14 protein-coding genes and 2 pseudogenes are annotated in these 18,629 nt (G+C 65.6%); 7 read left to right on the top strand and 9 right to left on the bottom strand.

The features are described from left to right. Positions 1-41 precede the first annotated feature (41 nt). The 7 genes and pseudogenes from ACH49N_RS10410 to ACH49N_RS10380 form a co-directional block, all read right to left on the bottom strand. Positions 42-1,178 (bottom strand): cobalamin-independent methionine synthase II family protein, encoded by a 1,137-nt coding sequence (locus ACH49N_RS10410; RefSeq protein ID WP_358272610.1) that lies wholly within the window; start codon positions 1,176-1,178, stop codon positions 42-44. Between the two features lie 251 nt (positions 1,179-1,429). Further along, positions 1,430-2,794, bottom strand: a complete 1,365-nt coding sequence (locus ACH49N_RS10405) for a DUF222 domain-containing protein (RefSeq protein ID WP_358272611.1) — start codon at positions 2,792-2,794, stop codon at positions 1,430-1,432. Between the two features lie 750 nt (positions 2,795-3,544). After that, the gene (locus tag ACH49N_RS10400) at positions 3,545-4,729 is read right to left on the bottom strand and encodes a thiolase family protein (RefSeq protein WP_358272613.1); all 1,185 of its coding nucleotides are present in this window, start codon (positions 4,727-4,729) and stop codon (positions 3,545-3,547) included. Between the two features lie 61 nt (positions 4,730-4,790). Next, a complete protein-coding gene (locus ACH49N_RS10395) occupies positions 4,791-5,585 on the bottom strand; it encodes an enoyl-CoA hydratase-related protein (RefSeq protein WP_358272615.1) in 795 nt (264 codons plus the stop codon). Further along, positions 5,585-7,549, bottom strand: a pseudogene (locus tag ACH49N_RS10390) (acetoacetate--CoA ligase); the annotation flags it as partial. The gene ACH49N_RS10395 and the pseudogene ACH49N_RS10390, both read right to left, overlap by 1 nt. Before the next feature lie 87 nt (positions 7,550-7,636). After that, a pseudogene (locus ACH49N_RS10385) lies at positions 7,637-8,392 on the bottom strand (HpcH/HpaI aldolase/citrate lyase family protein); the annotation flags it as partial. After that, positions 8,349-9,248 carry a hypothetical protein gene (locus ACH49N_RS10380; RefSeq protein WP_358272617.1) on the bottom strand — a complete coding sequence of 300 codons (900 nt, stop codon included), beginning with the start codon at positions 9,246-9,248 and terminating at the stop codon, positions 8,349-8,351. The gene ACH49N_RS10380 and the pseudogene ACH49N_RS10385, both read right to left, overlap by 44 nt. A gap of 160 nt (positions 9,249-9,408) precedes the next feature. Here ACH49N_RS10380 and ACH49N_RS10375 point away from each other — a divergent pair, with 160 nt between their 5' ends. The 4 genes from ACH49N_RS10375 to ACH49N_RS10360 all read left to right on the top strand — a co-directional run bounded on the left by ACH49N_RS10375 (position 9,409) and on the right by ACH49N_RS10360 (position 12,454). Further along, positions 9,409-10,329 (top strand): VOC family protein, encoded by a 921-nt coding sequence (locus ACH49N_RS10375; protein WP_358272618.1) that lies wholly within the window; start codon positions 9,409-9,411, stop codon positions 10,327-10,329. A gap of 33 nt (positions 10,330-10,362) precedes the next feature. Then, a complete protein-coding gene (locus tag ACH49N_RS10370; protein WP_358272619.1) occupies positions 10,363-10,836 on the top strand; it encodes a nuclear transport factor 2 family protein in 474 nt (157 codons plus the stop codon). Beyond that, positions 10,837-11,586, top strand: coding sequence for an alpha/beta hydrolase (locus tag ACH49N_RS10365; protein WP_358272620.1), 750 nt, complete (start codon positions 10,837-10,839; stop codon positions 11,584-11,586). 136 nt (positions 11,587-11,722) lie between these two features. Then, positions 11,723-12,454, top strand: coding sequence for a GntR family transcriptional regulator (locus ACH49N_RS10360; RefSeq protein ID WP_358272622.1), 732 nt, complete (start codon positions 11,723-11,725; stop codon positions 12,452-12,454). Positions 12,455-12,525: 71 nt separating this feature from the next. On the opposite strand, the gene folD is transcribed toward ACH49N_RS10360, so the two are convergent. Next, positions 12,526-13,455 (bottom strand): bifunctional methylenetetrahydrofolate dehydrogenase/methenyltetrahydrofolate cyclohydrolase FolD, encoded by a 930-nt coding sequence (gene folD / locus ACH49N_RS10355; protein WP_358272623.1) that lies wholly within the window; start codon positions 13,453-13,455, stop codon positions 12,526-12,528. Continuing rightward, positions 13,455-14,408: a formyltetrahydrofolate deformylase gene (gene purU, locus ACH49N_RS10350; RefSeq protein WP_358272625.1), complete on the bottom strand. Its 954-nt coding sequence runs from the start codon at positions 14,406-14,408 to the stop codon at positions 13,455-13,457. Before purU ends, folD begins: the two co-directional genes overlap by 1 nt. Positions 14,409-14,719: 311 nt before the next feature. On the opposite strand from purU, the gene folP reads away from it, so the two are divergent. The 3 genes from folP to ACH49N_RS10335 all read left to right on the top strand — a co-directional run bounded on the left by folP (position 14,720) and on the right by ACH49N_RS10335 (position 18,530). Continuing rightward, positions 14,720-15,643 carry a dihydropteroate synthase gene (gene folP / locus ACH49N_RS10345; RefSeq protein ID WP_358272626.1) on the top strand — a complete coding sequence of 308 codons (924 nt, stop codon included), beginning with the start codon at positions 14,720-14,722 and terminating at the stop codon, positions 15,641-15,643. An 88-nt stretch (positions 15,644-15,731) separates the two neighbouring features. Then, a complete protein-coding gene (locus ACH49N_RS10340) occupies positions 15,732-17,069 on the top strand; it encodes an aminodeoxychorismate synthase component I (RefSeq protein WP_358272627.1) in 1,338 nt (445 codons plus the stop codon). A 123-nt stretch (positions 17,070-17,192) separates the two neighbouring features. Further along, positions 17,193-18,530, top strand: a complete 1,338-nt coding sequence (locus tag ACH49N_RS10335; RefSeq protein WP_358272628.1) for a glycine cleavage T C-terminal barrel domain-containing protein — start codon at positions 17,193-17,195, stop codon at positions 18,528-18,530. Positions 18,531-18,629 lie beyond the last annotated feature (99 nt).

The raw sequence follows: 18,629 nt of genomic DNA, 5'->3' as shown, positions 1-18,629 counted from the left end.
CACAGGATCACTGGATATTGCGAGGGCCACTGCAGTCGAAATCAGTCGTTCCAGAACGCGGATGCCGCCGATCTCACCAGGTCGAGCTTCGCTGTTTGAATATCCGCCGTCAGGTCCGGGTGTGATTCGACCATCGAGGCGAATCCGCACTGGGTCGAGAGAGCAAGTTGCTCCGGAGCGACGTACTTCGCTGCCTCGCGTAAACGCTCGAGGATCAGGTCTTCGCTCTCGACGACCGCCGTCTTCGTCGACACAAGCCCAAGGACGACCACCTTGCCCGAGGGGGTGTGAGACAAAGGCTCGAAGGTGCCGGAACGATCGTCGTCATACTCGAGAAGGAAGCGGTCGAAGCCACCGCAGCGGGTGAACAAAGCCGCTGACACGAAATCGTATCCGCCGGCCGCCATCCATCGGCCATTTCGATTACCGCGACACAGGTGGATACCAAATTCGACTCCAGGCACGCCAGTAACGGAGTTCAACAGATCGAGCCCCTCAGTGAGGATGCGATCTATCGAAATACCCTGCCGCTCATACCACTCGCGGGTCTCTCGCTGTACGAGCGTGGCGATCTCCGGGGCATCGATATGAATGTACGTACAACCCAGCGCAGCCAGTTCACGGACTTCCTCGCGAATGATGGCCGCCGCGTCGGCGACCATGTCGAACGCATCACGGTAGGCGGAGGTCGAATGATTCGGCGACCACCGCAGCAGCATCATCAAAGGGCTGGGCAAGGTCACCTTGAGCGGCGTTCGGGCGCGCGCCCGCGCGTAGGTGAATTCCTCGGTCACCGCCGATCGTCGCAGGCGCAGACGCTCGGTGACGACAACAGGAAGTTCCTCTTCGACGGGACCATCCGGGGTGTACCACGTACGTGTCACGCCGGGAACGTACTGGAGGCCGTCAACGTTCTCAGTCAACGGTCCAGTGAAGATACTGCGGCGCAGTTCCCCGTCCGTGATCACGTCCATGCCCGCAGCCTCTTGTGCCGCGATAGCGATATCGACTGCACGATCCTCGATGGCCTTGAATGCGGTAGCCGATAGTTGACCGGCGGCGCGGGCCTGGCGGGCGCGGACGAGGGGCGGTGGTCTCAACAATGAGCCCACAACTTCAGCCCTGATCGGTTGCGACAGCATTTCTTTCCTCACGATCGGCAGCGTTTGCGTGATCACCTGACGGTATGGCGCGACGGCACTCTCGGGCATCCGCCCTGTGACCGGCAACACGCGGCGGGATGTCTCTGCCGGCCTACGTCATTGGAAGTAGACCGACGCCGGGAACTGGCAAGTAGCAACGGGCTTGGCGGAGTAAATGGGGACTGCGGTCGATGCAGTCTGGCTTGGCGCTTGGCACGACGATATGCCGGCTCCACAACAGGCGTGGTCCTGTTGCGGAGTGGGCAGATGTGTGTCGCGCGCCGGGGTCAGGCCGCTCGGGGTCGGGCCTGGTTGTGTGCGGGTATGGGTGTGCGTTCGAAGTCGACTTGCCGGGGTGGAATGAAGGCGGGGTGCCGGTCTGCTCCCATTTCGATTTCCCAGTCGCTGTGGTGGAGCAGTCGGTGATGGAACCCGCAGAGCAGTACGAGGTTGTCCATGTCGGAGGGCCCACCTTTGGACCACGGAATGATGTGGTGGCCCTCGCACCATGAGGGTGGCGCACCGCATCCGGGAAATGCGCATCCCCGATCTCTGGCGACCAGCGCTTTTCGTTGCCTTTTGGTCACTGTCCGGGTGGTGGTGCCGAGGTCGAGTGGCGCACCGTGGTCGTCGAGCACGATCGGCGTGTAGATCGAGTCGCAGCTGAGGAGCCGAGCCGCTCGCAGGCTCAGCGGTCCCATCCATTCGGTCCACGCGACCCCGTCGACCGCGAACAGCGACGCGTCCCTCGCGCAGGCGCCGCGCTGATCTTCTGCGCTGGCGTGGTTGGCGTGGTTGGCGTGGTTGGCGTGGTCGGTGAGGTTGGCGTGGTCGGTGAGGTCGGTGAGGTCTTTGATATTGATGTGGAGGGAGACGTGGGGTCGTTCTCCGCCTTCTTCGCCGGCGATTGCGGCGTTGAGGTACCGGCGCAGCAGTTCGGTGAACCCGTCGGCCCGTCGCTGTCCGGGGGTGCGGTTGTCTCTGGTTCCGTCCTGCGCGGGTCGCGGCTGGGAGAGTCCGGAGAGCGCGGAGAGCAGCATTTCACCGGTGACGGCATCGAGGTCGCCTTTGACGGCGACGCGCCCGTTGAGCGTTCTGGAGGCGTGGAATTCGTTGAGTTCGGTGTCTTCGGCGGGCGGCGGGTCGTCGGATTCGAAGGCACGTTCGAGTCGAGCGATGACGGCACGCACGGCGTCGGTGTTGGCGGTAGGACCGGCCGCCGCGTACAGCAACGCGTTTCGGCAGTCGTCCATCGCTTCGAGTGGCATGCCTTTGGGCGGCCGCTCGCAGAATTTCATGATCAGTGCGGCGTGCTCCGCCGAGATAGTGGTGTCGAAGTAGGCGTCCGCGATTTCCGGTTGGGAACGTAAACCTCGTCCCAGCATCACGATGCGTCCCGCCGCACCCACCTCGAGCAACGTCTTGGAGGCCAGCCACATCTTGGTGTTCGGAAATCCCAGCACATCGACCTTGCAGCGGTGGTCGACGGCACCGACGAGCCTGACCCGCAAAGCCTCGAGTCGCTGAATCTCCTCCGACACAGCAACCACCGATGCGAGCAACTCGGCCTCGGCCAGACGCCACGCATCACCGACCGCAGTCGCCAGAATCTCGCCCGGCAACGCCCCCTGGATATCCTCCCCGATCCCCATGGCCAAATCCTACTTCGAACGCGTGTGAGTCAATGGCGAGAACAATTCACCTGTCCTCACCGTCGACGCCCCGTCACACCCGCGAGCCACAAAGCTGCCGCCGACACCGCCACGCGCATCAGCACCGCACTGACAATTCTCGGCACCGCGGCCCCCACCATCCTGCTCGGGTGGTCGCACTCGCTGTGGCATCGTGCGCCGTCACCCCCCGACGCAGACGACCACTCCCACCCACCAGACACACACCGGAGAAAAGTCCGCCGCACTCGATCGAGAGAGCGGATCGGCAGACTCGGGCCTATTGCTCGGGGTGCACATGATCGGTGTGGGCTTCGGCGCAGCTGTATCGACCACCTGTCGGGCAGGAATTCCCGCTCGAGCTCATCCTGCGCCTACCACCTCCCATCGCATGTCGCAGCTCGCGCCGAACGATGCCTAAAACTGAGGACATACACGTGCTCGACTGGTCGTCCACGCCATCGTCGCTGGTACTGCTGCTGGCGTGGGACGTAAATCATCACCGTGCCTGCGTGTCGGCTCTGACTTCAATACGCGTGACGCCAAGGCAGTGCACGCCCGAGGTCCTCACCTTTGCTGAGATTCCGGGATCTTCAATTCCTATGTCTGATGCATATATCGCACCGGCCAAGTAACCGCCATCGACTGGCAAGGTGACTCCCGTGAGGAAGCTCGCCCGATCTGAAATCAGAAAGGCAGCCTGATGACGTGCGCCGACGGGCGGCGGAAGGTTCAGTGCACCCGGCGCAGCAGTGCGGCGAGGGCCTGACCGCCGCCGATGCACATGGTGACGATGCCGAGTTCGAGGTCACGACGGACGAGGTCCTTGGCCACACGCAGGGCGAGGATGGTTCCGGTCGCGCCCACGGGGTGCCCGAGTGCGATGGCGCCGCCGTACGGGTTGGTCTTGTCCGGGTCGAGTTTGGCGTCCCGGATGACGGCGACGGCCTGGGCGGCGAAGGCTTCGTTCAGCTCGATGGTGTCGATATCACCGGCAGTGGTTCCGGTCTGCTCGAACAGCTTTTTCAGGGCCAGGACCGGGGCATAGCCCATCACCTTGGGCTCGAGCGCCGACGTGGCAACGGCCTCGAGGGTGACCAGCCCGGCCAGACCGCGCTCGCGCGCCACTGATTCACGAGCCACCACCAGGGCGGCGCCGCCGTCGTTGATCCCGGAGGAGTTACCGGCGGTCACGGTGCCGCCCTTCTCGAAGGCCGGACGCAACCCGGCGAGCCGCTCCACCGTGGTTTCGGGGGTGGGGTGCTCGTCGACGGTGATCGTCACCGGTCGGCGGCCGCCCACCTCCACCGGGGTGATCTCCTCGGCGAAGGCAGCGTGCGCGGCGTCGGTGGCGGCGCGGCGTTGTGACTCGACCGCGAACTCGTCCTGCTGTTGACGGCTGACGCCGTATGCGCGGGCTACATTCTCGGCGGTGACACCCATGTGGATGCCGTGGAACGGGTCGGTGAGCATACCGACGGTCCCGTCGATGAGTTGGCGGTCACCGAGCTTGTACCCGGCTCGGGCGTTGAAGTCGTAGAACGGCATCCGGGACATGTTGTCGTTGCCGCCGGCCAAGGCGATGTCCACCCCGCCCCAGCGGATCTGCATGGCCGCCGACCACACCGCCTGCAAACCGGAGCCGCAGAGTCGGTTGACGGTGTAGGCGGGGGTGGAGTTCGGTAGGCCGGCAGCGAGTGCGACTCGTCGGGCGTTGTAGGCGTCGGCGCCGACCTGGCCGATGCAGCCCATCACCACCTCCTCGATATCGCCGGGAGCGACACCGGCGCGATCGAGTGCCGATCGCGTGGCGGTTGCCCCCAGTTCATGAGCGGGAACGTCTTTGAAGACGCCACCGAAGCTGCCGACAGGGGTGCGGGCGCCGTCGACGATGACAATACGATCTGGGGAAGACATGAAGATCCGATCTGTAAGTGGTTGCTTAGCAGGGCAATGTGAGGTGCGGTGTGAAGGCACGTCAGGTGAATTGCGGTGTACGCCGGGTGAGGAATGCGTCAACCCCTTCGTGCGCGGCGGGCTCGTCTACCAGGGTGGTGATGGAGGCCGCCTCGCGGTCGAGCTGTGTTGCGAGATCCTTGCCATTGGATGTCCTGAGCAGGTGCTTCGCTGCCCCGTATGCCCGGGTGGGGCCCGCGGCCAACAGTTCGACGACCGATTGGGCCTCCTCGTGGAGGGCGGGCGGATCCACGGCTCGGCTGATGAGTCCCCAGTTCTGCGCTTCCGCTGCGGTGAACACGCGGTTGGTCAAGGTCAGATCGAGGGCGCGTGCAAGCCCGATGTCGCGGGAGAGCCGCCACGTAGTACCGAAGTCCGGGCTCAGTCCCGCTGCGGTGTAGGCCATTTTGAACTTCGCGGTGTGGGCGGCGATGATGATGTCTCCGGCCAGCACGATGCCGATTCCGCCACCCGCGGCGGTGCCCTGAACGATGGTGACAACTGGCACGGGCGCGCTCGTCAGCAGTTCGATGGCGCGATGGGCCCTGGATGTCACTCGGTCCATCAGCTCACTGCGGTCCGCTGCTGCGGCGAAGCTCTGCAGATCGCCGCCGACGCAGAACATGAGTCCCGCGGCATCGAGGACCACCACTCGCAGACCGTCCGAGCCTGCGGCACAAACTTTTTCGACGGCTTCGAGGAAGTCCTCGGCCATCGGAAGGTCGAAGGCGTTGCCGTTGTCGGGATTATTCAAGGTGATTCGAGCCACCACGCCGTCCGATTCGAAGGCGATGCGCCCGTGGGTCAGGTGTGCCATCAGTGCGTGTCCTCCGGAGTTCGGTTGCGTTGGGCAGCGAGGTCGATGTACCACTGCAGGACTGCGGCGTCGTCGGCGGCCTGAGGGTCGACGACAGTGTCGACCTCGGCTCCTTGGAACAGTCGTTTGATGGGAATTTCGAGCTTCTTTCCGGTACGGGTATGCGGAACCGCGGGTGCGGCAAGGATCTCGTCGGGCACGTGCCGGGGTGAGGCTTCGCGGCGGATCGTGTCGCAGATCGTGCGGATCAGGTGGTCGTCGAGGATCGTGTCGTCGGCGAGCGCGACGAAGAGCGGCATCCAATAGGTTCCATCGGGATATTCGACTCCGACAACGAGGGACTCGCGGACCTCGGGAAGTTTCTCGACGGCTTGATAAATATCGGAACTGCCCATTCGCACGCCGTTACGGTTGAGGGTGGAGTCGGAGCGTCCGTGAACCACCACGCTGCCGCGGTCGCTGACGGTGATCCAGTCACCGTGTCGCCACACCCCGGGATAGGTGTCGAAATATGCGTCGCGGTACCGCTTGCCGTCGGGATCATTCCAGAACTGCACCGGCATCGAGGGCATCGGTTTGGTCAGGACCATCTCACCGACGACACCGACGACAGGGTGGCCGTCCTCGCTCCACGATTCCAATGCCGCACCCAGCGAGATGACCGGGATTTCTCCCGCTTGGACGGGCACTGTCGGAACGGCCGTGGCGAAGGCGCTGACCACGTCGGTTCCGCCGGTCATCGACGCCACCTGCACGTGAGCGCCGACGTCGTCGGCGACCCAGCGGTAGGAGTCCGGCGGCAGGACCGAACCGGTCACACCGAGGGTCTGGAGGGCGCGGAGATCGTGTTCGGTAGCAGGCGAATGCTTGCCTTTTTCACAGGCCTGCAGATATCCGGGGCTGGTGCCGAGGTGGGTGACCTCGTTGCGGGCGGCGAGCGCCCACAGGGTGTCGGTGGTGGGGAAGCCGGGACTGCCGTCGTAGCAGACGATGGTGGCCCCCACGAGCAGGCCGGCGACCTGGAAGTTCCACATCATCCAGCTCGGCGAGGTGTACCAGAAGTACGTGTCGCCAGGGGAGAGGTCGAGGTGGAAGGACATGGATTTGAGGTGTTCGAGCAGCACGCCGCCATGTCCGTGCACGATGCCCTTGGGGCGCTCGCTGGTGCCGGAGGAGAAGAGCACCCACAGCGGGTGGTCGAACGCGACGGGGGTGGTTTCGAGTGCAGCGTCACCGGTACTGGCGTCGGCCCAGGAGGTGATCGGCGCGAGGGCGGCGGAATCGAGTCCGAGCCGGGAAATGACGATGGTGGCATCGACAGAGGGGATATGGGTTCGGAGGTAGTCGATGGCCTCACGCCGATCGTGAGCCTTGCCGCCGTAGTGGTAACCGTCCGCCGCGATCAGGACTTTCGGTTCGAGCTGCCCGAGACGGTCGACGGCGGCCGGCGCGGAATAGTCCTGCCCGCAGGACGCCCAGATAGCGCTGAGACTGGCGGTGGCGAGAAACGCAACGACGGCTTCGGCGATGTTGGGGAGGTATCCGACGACGCGATCACCGTGGCCGACCCCTGCCTGGCGCAGGGTGTCGGCGACGGCGCCGACCTGCCGTTCGAGTTCTGCCCACGTCAGTGTGCGGCGACCGGCACCGCCGGGTTCGCTTTCGTCGATGATCGCGATCGACTCGGGGCGGCGATGCCGGAAGACCTGGTCGACGTAATTGAGAGTGGCGCCGGGAAACCACTGCGCGCCGGGCATGGTCTCGTCGACGAGCACCCTGTCGTAGGGGGAAGCGGCCGCGATGTCGAAGTACGCCCACGATGCACCCCAGAATTGCGCGATGTCCGTCGCCGACCACCGCTGAAGGGCGGTGTAATCGTCGAAGTCGAGCCCTCGATTGGACCTCAACCAGCGGCGGAAGACCTCCACGTTCGCGTTCTCGGTGCGCTCACAGGTGGGGTACCAGGTCGAGGGCGAGCCGTCGGATTCACTGGCGACCCGGCGACCGACGGAGACGGCCTGCCGTGCGGCGCTGCCGAGCAGGGTGGCGTCGTTGCTCAGCATGGTGAAGTCGTACCCGGCGTCGATGGTGGCGCGCACCGCCTTCTCACCGGCTGCCCCGGCATTGCCGACCGGCACTCCCGCGGCCTGCGCCGCGGCGATCGCCTTGGCGATCAACTCGCTGATGGCGGCATCGGTTTCGGCCTTCCCTTCGCTCACTGCGAGATCAGCTGCGCCGATGAGAATCGCGTCGACACCGTCCACGGCGGCGATGTCACCGGCAGCGAGTGCTGCTGTCGCGCTCTCGATCTGCGCGATGCACACCACTTCTTCGTTGCCGAAGCGGAGGTATTCGTCCCGGTCCAGTGCCCCCCACTGCCCGGCGCGGCTGGTATTCCCCACTCCGCGGGTTCCCCGCGGTGGGAAGCGCATCGCGCGAACCGCGCCACGGGCCTCGTCGACGGAATCGACATGCGGGAACATCAGCCCGTCGGCGCCGCTGTCGAGGACCCGTTGAATGAGCCCGGCATCAGCAGCGGGAATCCGCACGATAGGTGACAGACCCGACGTCTTCGCGATCCCAATGAGGGCGAACGCCGTTCCGATGTCCACCGGGCTGTGCTCGAGGTCGATCACCACGAAGTCGAAGCCGGCACCCGCAACGAGTTCGACGCTCTCGAGTGCGGGAAGTTTGATCCAGGTACCCAGGGGAAGGTAGTTGCCTCGTTCGATTGCCGCACGGAACCGCAGGTGTTGGTGGTAGTCATCGGGTCGGGTAGTCCTTTGCGTTGAGAACCCAACCAGCATCGGAGAAGTCCTGGCGAGGCGGGGAGAAGATGTCGATCAGCTGTTGGGCGGGGCCCACCCCTTGGCTGGTGTGCACGGTGGGTGGGGGGATCACCGCCACCGACGGAGAACCGATTGCAGTGTGTTCGTCGGGTTTCCACTCGGTCGAGTCCGGCCCCCACGGGTAGCGGATGTGGTGGATGTAATTCCCGGTCACCGCGAGCGACATCTGTTCGAAGTCGTCGTGGTGGTGCGGGGAGAGCTTCGTGGGGGGCCGCGGCGCGGATTCCTCGGCGAGAAAGTTCACCATGATGTTGGTAGTGCGGAAGATTCGCCCGAACCTACCCTCCGCAATGGGGGTCTGCGCAAGCGGATAGACCCGAAGTCGGTAGCCGTCGACAGGATCAGGCAACGGTTGCCAGTCGGCGACCCGCGGGTCCCGTTCGGTGTAGGCGGCGGCGTTCTGCGCGGTGGACGCTACGTCGTTTTGTGTGGTGATCAGCCGAATCACCGGCCCGTCGGTCAGCGCTTCGATGGTGCTCGACCCGGGCGGAATCACCACCAGAGCTGCTTCGGTGACCTCGGCACTGTCGTGGCCGGCGGCGACCCGGATCTGGGCACTCCCGGAGTAGAGCAGGGCGACGTACTCGTCGTCCTGCTCGCGCGGAAATTCGTCGCCGGCGACGGCGTCGGTCCACAGAACGGCCAGGTTCTGACTGCGAAAGACCCAGGTCTGGGAGCCTTTCTCGGTGATCTCGTCCGGGTCGGAATCCCGGAACTCGAGGTACTGCGCCGCTCGGATACCGGTAGCCGGCGGGCCCTGCGGTTGCTGCTTGCCGCCCGCGAGCTTCGATCGCACGTCATCTGCCGCGTACATCCCTTACCTCCAATGTCGGTACCGCGAAACCACGGAGAGCTCTTTCCGATCCGATTCCGGATGGCTTCTTTACAGCCCTACCAAAGTGTGTATACGATTCGTGTGTTGAGTATAGGTGATTGTGCTCACAACGTGTCAACGAACTTCCGAGGAGTAACAAATGGCAATCAACCGGATCGACCACGCGGCCGTGCGCGTCAAGGACCTGGGTCAGGCGCTGGAGTGGTACGAGGGTGTCCTCGGGCTGACCGTGCTGGACCGCAACGCCGATCGCGCACTGCTGGCGTGTTCGGGCACCGACGCCGACCTCACGCTCATCGACGGCGGGCAGAGCATCGACAGCTTCGCCTTCGGTGTCGACCACGCAGACGACCTCGACGAGATCACCTCGCGGCTGGACAAGAACGGGGTGGCTCACAAGCGGTACAAGGAAGCCGACCGCCCCGGCCACAGCGACATTCTCGGCTTCGACCTGCCCAGCGGCCACCGGATGGAATTTGCCGTCGGCTACGGCGACCGACGGGCCGGAGTGACGAACTTCCAATCGGACGGCTCGTTCGTCCCCACTGACATCGACCACATCAACCTTCTCGGAGAAGGCGATCCGCAGGAGTTCTCCGAGTTCATGAAGATGGTCCTGGGATTCAAGCAGTCCCTCGCACTGACGATCGCCGGCAAGTGGGCGGCGTCGTGGCTGCGCGCCTCCAAGCTCGACCACGACTTGGCCTACATGCAGGCTCAGCGCCCGTCGGACCGCCTGCATCACGTCGCGTTCGCGGTCCAGGACGGCAACCACTACTTCCGCCTGAGCGACCGGCTCACCGAAACCGGCAACCGGTGGGAGTTCGGACCCGGCCGGCACATGGGCGGAATCCCTCAGGACACCCAGGGATTCGGTACCAACAACTTCGCCTACGCCTTCGACCCGACCGGCAACCGCAACGAATTCAGCTCCGGCATGAACGAATTCGAGGACGACAACCCGGGCTACATCGGCGAGACCAGCCCCGAGAAGTTCCCGGAAATCATGAACGGCTGGGCGTACAACATGCCCGAGTCGTTCATGACGATCGGCTCGTAACCCCGTCCCGTCCCCTTCCCACAGGAGAAGTGCATGTCTTCGGACCCACCGCACGGCCCGGCGGCCGCCGAGTCGAATCGCCACACCGAGATCGCCCAGGCGGTATACCGCAGCTGGTGGAATGTCGACCGGGCCGCCGGGGTCGGTAGCGAGCTGCTGTACACCGAAGACGGGGTGTGTGTGATGCCGGCGCTGACGATGACCGGCCGGGACGAGATCGTGCGCGGGTACGCGGCACGCCAGGCCCACGGGCCGCGGTTGTCGCGTCACCTCGTGTCCAATCTCGTCACCGACCATCACGACGACGATCGGGTTACCGCCACATACGCCCTGACCCTCTTCGCCCGAAACGGGGTCGCGCCTCAGGAGTTGGAATCGCCGTCGGCGATCTGCGACGTCGTCGACGATTTCATCCGGACCGGCGACGGCTGGCTCATTCGCCAGCGTGTGCTCGAAGCAGTTTTCGTTGCCCCGGAGAATGATTCGGTCCTCCTCGGGCGGAAGTGAATGAGCACGACCACCGATCACAGCTGCGCCCCACCCGTCGTCCTGGTACACGGGTGGGGCAGCACCTACGAACGAACGTGGGGCGGCAGCGACCTCGAGCGGAACCTCGAGGCGGACGGCCGCCGGATCATTCGCATCGACCTGCTCGGGCACGGGACCTCCCGTGCCCCGCACGACCCCACCGAGTACGCGCACCTCGCCGAAGAGCTTGACGCGCACCTGTCGGCCGATACCGTCGTCGACGGCGTCGGATTCTCCCTCGGCGGCAAGCTTCTGCTCCAGCTCGCTTGTGCACGCCCCCAACGATTCCGGCGACTGGTCATTGCCGGCGTCGGGGACAACCTGCTGCGGCCGGAAAACGGCGCCGCGGTGGCGCAGTCCCTGCGCGAGGGAATCACCGACGACACCCCGGCCGCGCTGCGCCCCGTACTGGCCGAGGCACTCGCATCCGGCAACGACCCTGACGCACTCGCGGCCGCCATCCAGCGTCCCCCGTCCCTGCTCACCGCAGAGCAACTGCGCGCCGTCGATGCCCGGGTCCTGCTGGCAGTCGGCGACCTCGACGTCATCGCCGGCTCGGCCGATCAGGTCGGTGCGGCGATCCCACAACTGGCCGCGATGGTTCTCGAAGGAGTCGATCACGTCTCGACACCCCACGCACCGCGATTGCAGGCGGCGGCCGCGCAATTTCTGCGAGACGGGTGCGCAACGACCGACGTGCCCGCCGCGCTCCGTGCGCACCCCGGGTAGTGCACACAGTCGGAAGGCCGGACCACCACCAGGTGGCCCGGCCTTCCGCGTCGATCGCGGACCTGCCGGGCTAGCCTGGCAGGGAAGCGGGAACACACGAAGGTTTCGTGTGAACCGGAACGATAGGATCCTGCTAATGGAAGACATCGATGAGGCCACGCGTGACCGGTCCGGCACCGGACCGAGGTCGGTCGTGGACCAGGTCGCCGCGCATATTCTCAACATGATCCTCGCCAACGAACTCGCGCCTGGACAGCCGGTGGCCATCCAGGAACTCAGCGCGAGGCTCGATGTCAGCAACGTCCCGATTCGCGAGGCTCTTCGCCGACTCGAGGGCCGCGGACTGGTGCAGTTCCGGCGGGGCCGTCGCCCGCAGATATCTCCCATCAACATCGACGACTTCGACGACGTGTATCGGCTGCGCGCCCTGCTGGAGGGGCAGATCGCGGAGCGTTCGGCTGAGCTCATGACGCCCGAGCGGCTCACACTGCTCGACGAGACCCTTGGCGAACTCGAACGCATCATCACCCGGGGCAACGCTTTCGACGTCTACTCCGTGCACGCCAGGTTCCACCTGCTGATGCTGCCCAGTGCCACCGACTGGGACCGACGCCTGCTCGACCAACTCTGGGTGGCATCCGAGCGATACATTCAGCTGTACGTCGGGGCGCGCCCGAACCCCGAGGTTGCGGACAAGATCATCGCCTCCCACCGTGTCCTGGTCGACGCGGCCCGCGGCGGCGATCCCAGCAGCGTCCGCGATGCTGTCGTCGATCACGTCGTCTACAGCCACAAGATGATCGCACCGACCGTGCAGGCGGCAAGCGGCCGTGCCCGCCCGGGCTCCGCCGCCGCGCCCGGCGCCTGATCCTCCCTTCACAGAGTCAGACGCCGCAGCGGTTCGCGGACACCGGGTGGGCATGCTCATCGGTGAGCTCGCTACGGACGCACCGTCTGCGCGGTCCGTCCGGCCGCCACATCCGCGACACCCCGGGACGGACCGAACCCGTGGGAACGGGTCTCCCGGCGTGCACTGTTGTGCAAGTTCGCCGCAGTCAGGGTGTTCCGCAGCAGCGTCGCGATGGTCATGGGACCCACGCCGCCGGGAACCGGGGTGATATGTCCGGCGATGCCGACCACGGCATCGAAGTCGACGTCGCCGCAGAGGCCGCTGTCGGTGCGGTGGATTCCGACGTCGATCACCGTCGCGCCCGGTTTGATGTGTTCGGCACCGATCAGTCTCGGAACTCCGGCCGCCGCGACGACGATGTCGGCGTCGCGCGTGTGACTGGCCAAATCCCTGGTGTGCCGGTGGCAAACGGTGACGGTGGCGTCGCGGGCCAGCAGCAACTGGGCCTGCGGACGACCCACCAGGTCGGAGCGTCCGACGACCACCGCATGGGCGCCCTCCAGATGCACACCGGCGGAGTCGAGCAGCTGGATCACCCCCGATGGGGTGCACGGGCGCAGACCCGGCCTGCCCAGAGCCAGCCGTCCGGCATTGGTCTCCGTGAGACCGTCGACGTCTTTGTCCGGATCGATCCGCTCGATCAGCGACGGGGCATCGAGATGCTTGGGCAGCGGTAGCTGCAAGAGAATGCCGTCGACTTCGGGGTCGAGGTTCAGTTCGTCGATCACGTCTTCGACTTCGGCCTGTGACACGTGCGCGGGCAGGATCCGGTGCCGATCACGCATGCCGGCCTCGACGCAGAGTTTGCGCTTGTTCGACACGTAGATTGCCGACGCCGGGTCCTCGCCGACGAGAATCGTCGCCAGCCCGGGCCGGCGATCGAGCGCGGCGACCTCTTGGGCGACTCGGCGGCGCAACGTCTGGGCTTCGGCCTTGCCGTCGATAATGGTGGCAGTCATCAGGCGAACACCACCGTGGTGTTGTCCTGACGCAGAACGCGGTCTTCGCAGTGCCAGAGAACAGCCCGGTGCAGCACCGACCGTTCGACGTCGGCTCCGCGTCGCTCGAGTGTGGCGATATCGTCACGATGACTCACCCGGACCACGTCCTGCTCGATGATCGGGCCCTCGTCGAGGTCCTCGGTGACGTAGTGGGCGGTGGCGCCCACGAGCTTGACACCTCTTTCCTTGGCCTTCTGATAGGGGCCGGCGCCGATGAAGGCGGGCAGGAAGGAGTGATGGATGTTGATGATCGGGCACTCGATCTTCTCGAGGAAGTCGTGGGTGATGATCTGCATGTAGCGGGCGAGCACGACCAGATCGAAGTTGCCGCGGAGCAATTCGAGTTGTCTGGCCTCGGCCTCGGCCTTGGTGTCACGAGTGACGGGAATGTGCACGAACGGCACACCGAAGGATCGAACCTCCGCCGCGAGATCGGCGTGGTTGGAGATGACGAGGCCGATCTGGACAGGTAGTTCGCCGCGGCGGGCACGCCAGAGCAGGTCCAGCAGACAGTGGTCGTATTTCGAGACCATCACCGCCACCCGCTTCGGGGTCGAGGCGCTCGTTATCGACCAGTCGGTGACGTCGAACTGCTCGGTGATCGAGGCTTCGAACGTCGCCTCCATCTCCTCGAGGTGTGCCTGGAGATCGCGCCTGTGGAACACCATCCGCAGGAAGAAATGCCCACCCTCCGGATCGCTCGTCGACTGATCGGACTCGATGATGTTCGCTTCGTGATCAGCGAGGAACCGAGAGATCGCGGCGACGATGCCCGGCTGATCGGCGCAGTGAAGGATCAACCGTCCCAGATCGGTCAGCTCGCCCCCGCCGGACTTGCCCTGCGCTCCAGCGGTGCGCAGCGGAGCGAACTCCACCGTTGTGGGTGCCGACGTCGACGGTGTGGCAGTCATAATGCCCTCCTGAGCGGGATGAAAAAGCTGAGCGGGATGAAGATGGGATCGTGGGGTCCGAGACGATGGGACTACAGGGAAGTCCGACCCGAACAGCACCCAGCGTATGAGCGGGCCACGGTCGATTTCGCCCGGTGATTCCCATGGGATTTGTCCCCCACCGGGGTGGGAATACGCACAGGCCCTGCCCAGGCACACCTCCCGGTCGCTAACGTTCACCGCAGATTTCCGGTCCGCTCGGTGCGGCAGCGCAGCGCTTCACGGCCGCCGCCGCCGCGAATGTCGAAATCGGGGCCGGCAGGAAGGCAGCCATGCACCACACCATCAATGAGCACCCTCACCCGGCGCACACGACCGAACGCGATCGCATCGACGAGTCGGCGCCCCGCTCCGGAGTCCGCTTGTCGCGGTTGCCCGCGCCGGCGCGGTGCCTGGTGATGGGCATCGTCAACGTCACCCCGGATTCGTTCTCCGACGGGGGGCTGTGCGCCGCCGCCGATTCCGCGATCACCCGGGGGCTGGCGTTGGTGGCCGAGGGCGCGGACATCGTCGACATCGGCGGCGAATCCACCCGGCCGCAGGCGCAACGCGTTCCGGTCGCCGAGGAACTGCGGCGAGTGATTCCAGTGGTCCGCGAGCTGAGCGGGGCCGGCGTCCTGGTCAGTGTCGATACCATGCGCGCCGTGGTCGCGGCCGCCGCGGTCGAAGCAGGAGCGGCCGTGGTCAACGATGTGAGCGGTGGACTTGCCGACCCGGACATGGCCGCGACCGTCGCGGATCTGGACGTGCCATACATCGCCATGCACTGGCGCGGGCACAGCACGACCATGGCCGACCTTGCGGTCTACGACGACGTCGTCACCGAGGTCGTCGCAGAACTCGCCGACCGCCTCGACGCACTGGTAGGCGCCGGGATACGCGAGGACCGCATCGTGCTCGACCCCGGACTCGGATTCGCCAAGACCGGTGCCCACAACTGGGGTTTGCTCGCCCACCTCGACCGGATTCTCGAACTGGGCAGGCCGGTACTGGTCGGCGCCTCCCGCAAATCGTTCCTCGGCGCCCTGATGACCGACATCGAAGACACCACCCCACCGCCGGCCGACCGCGACGACCTCACTTGCGCGGTCTCCACGCTCGCCGCCGCGGCCGGCGCCTACTGCGTGCGGGTTCACGACGTGAAATCGACCCGTCGTGGTGTGGCTGTCGCGGCGGCGTGGGAGAGCGCGTCCTGATGATCGCCCGACCCCTTCCCGCTTGCCTTCCGACCGAAGTTGACCCACCCGAAAACGCTGCCCTGCTGAGGAATCCGAGCATTCACCCGTGCGCCTGGAACGTCTAGGGCCCGGCGGCCGGCCCGCCGAGGTGCTCCGGGCACTGCACACCCGGGCGCGGCGGTTGGCGCTGCCGGCACCGGCCGCGCTGGTCGGCCACTGGTTCGACGCCGCCGCCGTGATCGCCCCGCATCTGCAGGCGCAACCGGTGGCTCCCCGGGCCGCTTTCGCGTCCCCGGCTCCAGGTCGCCCCACCACCGGCGGCGACCCGGTGATCGGCGGTGGATGGATCGGCTACCTGGCGTATCCGGACGGTGCGGGCCGGCTCCCTGCGGCCGCCGGCGGCTGGACCGACTCGGTGCTGCGCCTCGATGCCGACGGGTGCTGGTGGTACGAAAGCCTCACCGACGCCGGCTGCCCACCGGACCTGGCTGCCGCCGCCCTCGATCCACGGTCCGAACCGGGCGCCTGGTCGATGCGGTGGACCCCGCCGGACCGCGAATCGCACCACCACAACGTCGAGGCCTGCAAGGACGCGATCCGCGCCGGTGAGGTGTACCAGAGCTGCATCTGCACCCAGTTCACCGGCCAGCTCACCGGCCGACCCGCGGACTTCTTCGCCGACGGCATCGAACAATCCCAGCCCACCCGGGCCGCCTACCTGCAGGGTCACTGGGGTGCCGTCGCCTCGTTGTCTCCCGAGCTCTATCTGGCCCGCCACGGCACCACCGTCACCTCCAGCCCCATCAAGGGGACCCTGCCGATCAGCGCCGACCCGGCCGCCCTGCGCGACTCCGCCAAGGACGTCGCCGAGAACGTGATGATCGTCGATCTGGTCCGCAACGACCTCGGCCGACTGGCAGTGACCGGCACCGTCGCGGTGACCGACCTGCTGCGCGTGCGCCGCGCCCCCGGAGTGTGGCACCTGGTGTCCACCGTGCAAGCACAACTACCTCCGGCTACCACGTCGGCGGATCTGCTCGAAGCGAGTTTTCCACCCGCCTCGGTGACCGGATGCCCGAAAATACGGGCACGGCAACTGATTTCCGGTTGGGAATCGCAGCCCCGCGGGGTGTACTGCGGCACAGTCGGGATGAGCAGCCCACTCGCCGGGCTCGAACTCAACGTCGCCATCCGCACAGTCGAGTTCACCCCCACCGGCGCGGCCGTCCTCGGCGTCGGCGGCGGCATCACCATCGACTCCGACCCGGGAAAGGAATGGCAGGAATGCCTCGACAAGGCCCGCAGCATCATCGAACTCACCCCACCCGGGCACGCGCGCTCACCCCGCGGCCCTGACTCCAGCATCACCTCCCCGGGCTGGAACATCACCCTCCCGGGCCATCGACCTGTACAAACGTGGATCGACACCCTCCCCCCAGGGTGATCCGGGGACCCCATGGGATCAAAACCCCCGGGGGCTGGGAGGGCCCCACGGGGTGCGGAGCGTCATACGCTGACGGAGGCCGCCCGATGTGGTGGCAATCACAATCTTCAGGAGGAAACTCACATGACGGACCCAGCACCCTTCCGCGCCTTCACGGGAATCGCGCCCGTCGGATACTTTCCGGTCATGGGGCCGCCCGAACACTCGGGATGGATGGACGAGCAGCTGTCTTGGCACACCGATTGTTATGTCGGTGACTGGTCTTTCGTCCCACAGATCCGCTTCAAGGGACCCGACGCGCTCAAACTCTTCCGTGACCTGTCGGTCAACGATTTCGTCAACTTCCCGGTCGGCAAGGCCAAGCACGTCATCCAGTGCAACGACGACGGCAAGGTCATCTCCGAGGGCATCTTGCTCCGGCACGCCGAGGACGACTTCGAGTATCAGGTCGGCACCCCGCAGTGGTCGCTGTACAACGCCCGCAAGGGCGGATACGACGTCGAGGTCTCGTTCCCGCTCACGCACAAGTTCCAGGTCTCCGGGCCCAAGGCCCTGGCAGTGATCGAAAAGCTCACCGAGACCGGGCTTCGTGATGTGAAGTTCATGAACACCCGACAGGGTGTCATCAACGACATCGACGTGACCTTCCTTCGTCAGGGTATGGCGGGGGAGATCGGCTTCGAAATCCAAGGGCCTATCGAGAACCACGCCAAGGTCCTGGAAGCCATCCTCGAGGCCGGCAAGGATTTCGGCATTCGGCGGCTCGGCACCCGGACCTTCATGATCAACCACCTCGAGGCCTGCTACCCGACCGGGGCGATGCACTTCTTCAACGCCCTCTCCGACGAGAGCAAGGCCGATTACCACAAGTTCATGGACGAGAACCTTCCCCCGGAATGGGTGGAATCACCGTTCAACGGACCTCTGCGCCACAACTTCTCGACTTCCTTCGACGGCAGCTGGGACGGCGACGATCTGAAGGAGCTCTACCGCAGCCCGATCGAAATGGGCTGGGGACGAAACATCGCGTTCGATCACGACTTCCCGGGCCGCGAGGCACTCGAGAAGGAAGCCGCCAACCCGCGCCGCCAGGTGGTCACCCTCGAGTTCGACAGCGAGGACGTCAAGCGTATCCACGCCTCCCTCTACGACGACGGGCCTGTCTACCAGCAGTTCGACCTCCCCGAGGTGCAGTTGGTGTGCAACTGGGTCGACTGGATCCTCAAGGATGGCAAGAAAATCGGTCACGCCACGCACCCCGGTTACAGCCGGTGGTTCAAGAAGACCCTCGCCCTGAGTTTCATCGACACCCAGTATGCAGAACCCGGCACCGAGGTCACCGTGTTGTGGGGCAAGCCCGGCACACCGCAGACCGAAATTCGGGCCACGGTCGCACCGGCTCCCTACAAGAAGGACAGCCGCCGCCGCGACCTGTCCCAGGAGACGGCACTGGCCGTGTGAATCCCGTGCCGAACTCCGTGGCACTCGGGGCCGCGAATCAGTGAACCCCGCAGGTGGGATCCGGCATCACCTCGCCGGATCCCACCTGCATCAGCGTCC

It is taken from the genome of Rhodococcus sp. NPDC019647, from assembly GCF_044389235.1.
GTDB classification, from domain to species: Bacteria; Actinomycetota; Actinomycetes; order Mycobacteriales; family Mycobacteriaceae; genus Rhodococcus_F; species Rhodococcus_F oxybenzonivorans.
Note: the sequence above shows the minus strand (reverse complement) of the source record. Positions and strands in the feature narration are given on the sequence as shown.

What these genes read in the sequence shown, in the direction of transcription:
- ACH49N_RS10335 (WP_358272628.1), top strand. Translation starts at nt 17,193, where the DNA reads ATGACGGACCCAGCACCCTTCCGCGCCTTCACGGGAATCGCGCCCGTC.
- purU (WP_358272625.1), bottom strand. Translation starts at nt 14,408, where the DNA reads ATGACTGCCACACCGTCGACGTCGGCACCCACAACGGTGGAGTTCGCT.
- folD (WP_358272623.1), bottom strand. Translation starts at nt 13,455, where the DNA reads ATGACTGCCACCATTATCGACGGCAAGGCCGAAGCCCAGACGTTGCGC.
- ACH49N_RS10375 (WP_358272618.1), top strand. Translation starts at nt 9,409, where the DNA reads ATGGCAATCAACCGGATCGACCACGCGGCCGTGCGCGTCAAGGACCTG.
- ACH49N_RS10360 (WP_358272622.1), top strand. Translation starts at nt 11,723, where the DNA reads ATGGAAGACATCGATGAGGCCACGCGTGACCGGTCCGGCACCGGACCG.
- ACH49N_RS10405 (WP_358272611.1), bottom strand. Translation starts at nt 2,794, where the DNA reads ATGGGGATCGGGGAGGATATCCAGGGGGCGTTGCCGGGCGAGATTCTG.
- ACH49N_RS10400 (WP_358272613.1), bottom strand. Translation starts at nt 4,729, where the DNA reads ATGTCTTCCCCAGATCGTATTGTCATCGTCGACGGCGCCCGCACCCCT.
- ACH49N_RS10380 (WP_358272617.1), bottom strand. Translation starts at nt 9,248, where the DNA reads ATGTACGCGGCAGATGACGTGCGATCGAAGCTCGCGGGCGGCAAGCAG.
- ACH49N_RS10395 (WP_358272615.1), bottom strand. Translation starts at nt 5,585, where the DNA reads ATGGCACACCTGACCCACGGGCGCATCGCCTTCGAATCGGACGGCGTG.
- ACH49N_RS10365 (WP_358272620.1), top strand. Translation starts at nt 10,837, where the DNA reads ATGAGCACGACCACCGATCACAGCTGCGCCCCACCCGTCGTCCTGGTA.
- folP (WP_358272626.1), top strand. Translation starts at nt 14,720, where the DNA reads ATGCACCACACCATCAATGAGCACCCTCACCCGGCGCACACGACCGAA.
- ACH49N_RS10370 (WP_358272619.1), top strand. Translation starts at nt 10,363, where the DNA reads ATGTCTTCGGACCCACCGCACGGCCCGGCGGCCGCCGAGTCGAATCGC.